This window comes from Janthinobacterium sp. AD80 (assembly GCF_002878455.1).
Classification (GTDB): Bacteria; Pseudomonadota; Gammaproteobacteria; order Burkholderiales; family Burkholderiaceae_D; genus Janthinobacterium.
Map to the genome: position 1 here is coordinate 1 of NZ_NRDQ01000188.1, position 4,711 is coordinate 4,711.

The following is a 4,711-nucleotide window of genomic DNA, read 5'->3' on the forward strand; positions in this document are numbered from 1 at the left end:
GCTGCGCACGCTGGACGGCGAGTCCGTCAGCCTGGCGGCGCTGGCCGCCGGCAAGCCCATGGTGGTCAACCTGTGGGCCAGCTGGTGCCCGCCATGCCGGCGCGAGATGCCCGTGCTGGCCGCCGCGCAGCAGGCGCGCGCCGATATCGTTTTCGTGTACGCCAACCAGCGCGAGGATGCAGCGGCCGCCAACGCCTTTTTGGCGCCTTCCGGCCTGGCGCTGCGCAATGTGGTGCTCGACAGCGAGGCGGCGCTGGGCAAGGCGGCCGGTTCCTCCGCCTTGCCGACCACCCTGTTCTATGACGCCAGGGGGCGGCTGGCCGATACCCATCTCGGTGAATTGTCCGATGCCTCGCTGGCCAGCAAATTGCAGAAGATCGCGCCGCCCGCGCCGTAGCGCATTCCCGCTCACCGGGCCGCCCATCGTCGAGGATGCGCGGCTTTTTTTATGCCTTGCCGCATGCCGCATGCCGCACGCTTTCTGATACTATACCCCCCTATAGTATTTTTCAGGATGAAGACATGGGACACACGGCGCACAACAAGACCAAGCTGCTCAATCGCGTGAAGCGTATTCGGGGACAGGTGGAAGGACTCGAGCGGGGCCTGGAAGAGGGGCGCGATTGCGGCGAGGTGCTGCAGCTGATCGCCGCCGTGCGCGGCGCCGTGAATGGCCTGATGGCCGAAGTCATCGAAGAGCACCTGCGCGAACACGTCGCCAGTCCCGATATTTCCGCCGACGAGCGGAGCCGGGGCGCCGACGACATCGCCGGCATCCTGCGCACCTATCTCAAATAAGGAGCACGCCATGCACGCCCCATCCCTCAAGGAAGACCTCTCCGCCTGGCAGCACGATCACGTTTTTGACAGCAGCAATGGCAAGGCCGAACGCCGCGCGCGCATCGTCATGTGGATCACCCTGGCCACGATGGTGCTGGAGATTGCCGCCGGCTGGTGGTACAACTCCATGGCACTGCTGGCCGACGGCTGGCATATGAGTTCGCACGCGCTGGCCATCGGCCTGGCCGCGTTTGCGTATGCGGCTGCGCGCCGCTATGCGCGCGACCCGCGCTTTGCCTTCGGCACTTGGAAGATCGAAGTGCTGGCCGGCTATACCAGCGCCATCCTGCTGCTGGGCGTGGCCGTGCTGATGGTGGTGGCCTCGATCGAGCGCCTGTTCTCGCCGCAGGCGATCCATTATCCGCAGGCGATGGCGGTGGCCAGCTTCGGCCTGGCGGTCAACCTGGTGTGCGCGCTGATCCTCGGCGGGCATCATGACCACGATCACCACCATGGCCACGATCATCACGGTCACGACCACCACGGCCACCACGGCCACGATCACCATGGCCATGACCATGGCGAAGACCTGAACATGAAGGCCGCGTATGTGCACGTGCTGGCCGATGCGGCCACCTCCGTGCTGGCCATTGTCGCGCTGGGCGGCGCCTGGCTGTATGGCTGGAACTGGCTCGACCCCGTGATGGGTATCGCCGGCGCCGTGCTGGTGGCGCTGTGGGCGAAAAAACTGATGCAGGAGACGGGCAAGGTTTTGCTGGACCGCGAGATGGACCACCCGGTGGTGGCCGAAATCCGCGAAGCCGTGGAAGTCGAGCAGGACGGCGATACGCCACGCATCGTCGACCTGCACGTCTGGCGGGTTGGCAAGCAGTTGTACTCGTGCGCGCTATCGGTGGTCAGCCGCGATGCCAGCCTGACGGCGGCCCGGCTGCGCGCGCGCATCGGCATGCATGAGGAAATCGTCCACAGCACCATCGAGATTGTGCGCCGGACTTGATAATGATGGTGAAAAAAGCACGCTGATGCGGGGCGTAGGCAGTATACTGTCGGCTTTTACAGCACAGCGCTGTTCACCAGACAGAGAGAAGTATGAGCACATTACCCCCATGCCCACAATGCACATCCGAATTCACGTACGAAGACGGCAGCCAGCTGATCTGCCCCGAGTGCGCGCATGAATGGTCGGCCACGGCTGGCGAGGCGGTGGAAGAGGGCGCCCGGGTATACCGCGATGCGGCCGGCAACATCCTGCAGGACGGCGACACGGTCAGCGTCATCAAGGATTTGAAATTGAAGGGCGGCGGCGGTGTCGTCAAGATGGGCACCAAAGTCAAGAACATCCGCCTGGTCGACAGCGACCACGATATCGACTGCAAGATCGATGGCTTCGGTTCCATGAGCCTGAAGACCGAGTTCGTGAAAAAAGTCTAAGCTTTTATTGCCATACGCGGCGCGCCTCGCAATCCTGCCGGCGCGCCGTTCTTTATTCAGACGCCATGCAAATCGACACCATCCGCCAGCGCCTGCGCGCCTTGGGCGCCAAGCCCTTGCACGAACAGCGCGTGCTGCGCGACTGGATACAGGCGCAGCCGCACGACCAGGGCCGGCGCCGCGCCGAGGATTTCCTGCCGCTGCCCGTGCGCGTGGCCTTGCCCGCGCTGGACGCGGAATTGCAGGGCATGCTGAAACTGTTGAGCAGCCACCCGGGCGCGGACGGTTCGGCGCGCCTGCTGGTGGGCCTGCACGATGGCCAGACGGTGGAAAGCGTGCTGCTGCCGCGCGATGGCCTGTGCGTGTCCAGCCAGGTCGGCTGCGCCGTTGGCTGCCAGTTCTGCATGACGGGGCGCGACGGCCTGATACGGCAAGTCAGCAGCGGCGAAATCGTCGCCCAGGTGGTACTGGCGCGCACCCTGCGGCCCGTGAAGAAAGTTGTCTTCATGGGCATGGGCGAGCCCGCGCATAACCTGTCTAATGTGATGGAAGCCATCGAACTGCTGGGCACTGAAGGCAATATCGGCCACAAGAACCTGGTGTTTTCCACCGTGGGCGACCCGCGCGCCTTCGAGCGCCTGCCGCAAGGGCGGGTCAAGCCGGCCTTGGCGTTGTCTTTGCACACGACCAAGCCGGCGCTGCGCGAACAGCTGCTGCCGCGCGCGCCAAGGCTGTCGCCGCGCGAACTGGTGGACTTCGGCGAGTCGTATGCGCGCCTGACCGGCTATCCGGTGCAGTACCAGTGGACGCTGATGGAAGGCGTGAACGATGGTGACGACGAGATGGATGGCATCGTCGAACTCTTGAAGGGCAAGTACGCGGTGCTCAACATGATTCCGTACAACACCATCGACGATCTGCCGTTCCGGCGCCCCAGCTGGGAAAAGGCGCGCGCCATTGCGGCCGCCCTGCACGCGCGTGGCGTGCTGACCAAGCTGCGCGATTCGGCCGGGCAGGATGTGGAGGGCGGCTGCGGCCAGCTGCGCGCGCGCGCGGCGAAAGGCAAGGTCATTCCCATCCGTGCCAGCGTGACGGCGTAGGTCGGATTAGCGGAGCGTAATCCGACATTCGCACATGCGCCAACCATGGTGTCGGATTACGCGGTGCCCGCCAATCCGGCCTACGTGACGCTCTCTCGCAATCCCAGCCGCGTAATCCGACTCTTTGCCAGCGTATCTGAGCTTGTCGGATTACGCGGCGCCCGCTAATCCGGCCTACCCGGCTCACACGCCACCCAGCAAATCGTTTTCATTCAGGATCGCAAACGCGATCTCGGGATGCGCGGCCAGGCAGCGGCGCACGGCGGCGGGGATGGCTGCGCGTGTCTTGCGGCACAGGCCCGGTTGTTCCAGCAGGCGTATCTGGAAGCCGCGCACGGTGCGTACTTCGCCGCTGCCAGGCGCGATCTGCAGTTCCACGCCCAGGTTGTCGCGCAGGCGCTGCTGCAGTTTCTTCAGCTGCGCATAGTCGCCGATGTTCTCGATGTGCGCGAGCAGGCGCTTTTCTTCCGTCAGGTTCAGGCGCAGGATGGCGATGTCCGCCAGCGGATCGTGCAGCAGCTGCTCGCGTTCGCAGTCGCACAGCTGCCGCGGGCACTCCTTGCGGACTTCAAAATCGACAATGCGCATGCTGGTGTTCCAGAGGCGTTCGAGGAGCAACTGCGGAAAAATCCAGTATCGGCCGGCGCCTGGCGCCTGTCAATCTGCGCCGCAGCATCGCCCGGCAACAAGCGGCATCAGCGCGGGCTGACGATCAGGCGCCAGCGGATCGGCCCCTGCTCGCTGCTGTGCTGGTGGTGGTTTTGCGGCGGCATGACGTGGCCTTCCGTCGAGACGATTTCGTGCGCGCAGCCGTCGCAGCGGTAGATGCCTGAATACGGCACGGCTTCGCCGGGCGAGGTCAGCTCATCGAAGCGCGGGTGCATGGAGCGGGCCACGTAGCTGGGGTTCTTGTAGTCGGCCATGGGTTCCTCGGGAAGTGGGCAAGGACTCATTCTGGCACACAATCGCGCGCGGCCTTGACCGCGTGCCTTGGCGTGCGCGCTGCGCCGTGTTGTAATGTTGACCATCCAACTCGAACATCCCAGGCCATGAGAACCCGCATCAAGATCTGCTGTATCGCTTCCATCGACGAAGCGCAACTGGCGATTGCCGCCGGCGCCGACGCGCTGGGCCTGGTGGCGGCCATGCCGTCCGGCCCCGGCGCCATTCCCGATGCGCGCATCGCGCAGATCGCCGCCTGGACCCCGCCGCCCGTGGCCACGTTTTTGCTGACATCCGAGACGACGGCGCAAGCCATCGCGCAGCAGGTGCGCGTCACGCAGCCATCGACCGTGCAGATCGTCGGCCATGTCGATCCTGGCGAAGTGGCGGAACTGGCCCGCTTGCTGCCGCAGGTGCGGCGCGTGCAGGTGATCCAC

General features: G+C 65.0%; 7 protein-coding genes and 1 pseudogene. 6 read left to right on the forward strand and 2 right to left on the reverse strand.

Annotation, left to right across the window (positions count from 1 at the left end; all coding sequences use genetic code 11):
* The 5 genes from JaAD80_RS25810 to JaAD80_RS25830 form a co-directional block, all read left to right on the forward strand.
* A partial coding sequence (locus tag JaAD80_RS25810) for a TlpA disulfide reductase family protein (protein ID WP_146012541.1) occupies positions 1 to 397 on the forward strand: 397 nt, incomplete at its 5' end.
* A gap of 125 nt (positions 398 to 522) precedes the next feature.
* Positions 523 to 798 (forward strand): metal/formaldehyde-sensitive transcriptional repressor, encoded by a 276-nt coding sequence (locus JaAD80_RS25815; RefSeq protein WP_102298820.1) that lies wholly within the window; start codon positions 523 to 525, stop codon positions 796 to 798.
* Between the two features lie 10 nt (positions 799 to 808).
* Complete coding sequence (gene dmeF / locus JaAD80_RS25820) at positions 809 to 1,798, forward strand: CDF family Co(II)/Ni(II) efflux transporter DmeF (RefSeq protein WP_102298822.1); 990 nt, start codon at positions 809 to 811, stop codon at positions 1,796 to 1,798.
* A gap of 92 nt (positions 1,799 to 1,890) precedes the next feature.
* On the forward strand, positions 1,891 to 2,232 hold the full coding sequence (locus JaAD80_RS25825; RefSeq protein ID WP_102298824.1) for a zinc ribbon domain-containing protein YjdM: 342 nt from the start codon (positions 1,891 to 1,893) through the stop codon (positions 2,230 to 2,232).
* Between the two features lie 65 nt (positions 2,233 to 2,297).
* A complete protein-coding gene (locus JaAD80_RS25830) occupies positions 2,298 to 3,332 on the forward strand; it encodes an RNA methyltransferase (RefSeq protein WP_102298825.1) in 1,035 nt (344 codons plus the stop codon).
* 183 nt (positions 3,333 to 3,515) lie between these two features.
* Here the strand turns inward: JaAD80_RS25830 and JaAD80_RS25835 are convergent, their stop codons facing one another.
* Both JaAD80_RS25835 and JaAD80_RS25840 read right to left on the reverse strand, forming a co-directional pair.
* Positions 3,516 to 3,920, reverse strand: a complete 405-nt coding sequence (locus tag JaAD80_RS25835; protein WP_102298827.1) for a hypothetical protein — start codon at positions 3,918 to 3,920, stop codon at positions 3,516 to 3,518.
* A gap of 107 nt (positions 3,921 to 4,027) precedes the next feature.
* Positions 4,028 to 4,255: a hypothetical protein gene (locus JaAD80_RS25840; protein WP_077402374.1), complete on the reverse strand. Its 228-nt coding sequence runs from the start codon at positions 4,253 to 4,255 to the stop codon at positions 4,028 to 4,030.
* A gap of 126 nt (positions 4,256 to 4,381) precedes the next feature.
* Here JaAD80_RS25840 and JaAD80_RS25845 point away from each other — a divergent pair.
* A pseudogene (locus JaAD80_RS25845) lies at positions 4,382 to 4,711 on the forward strand (phosphoribosylanthranilate isomerase); the annotation flags it as partial.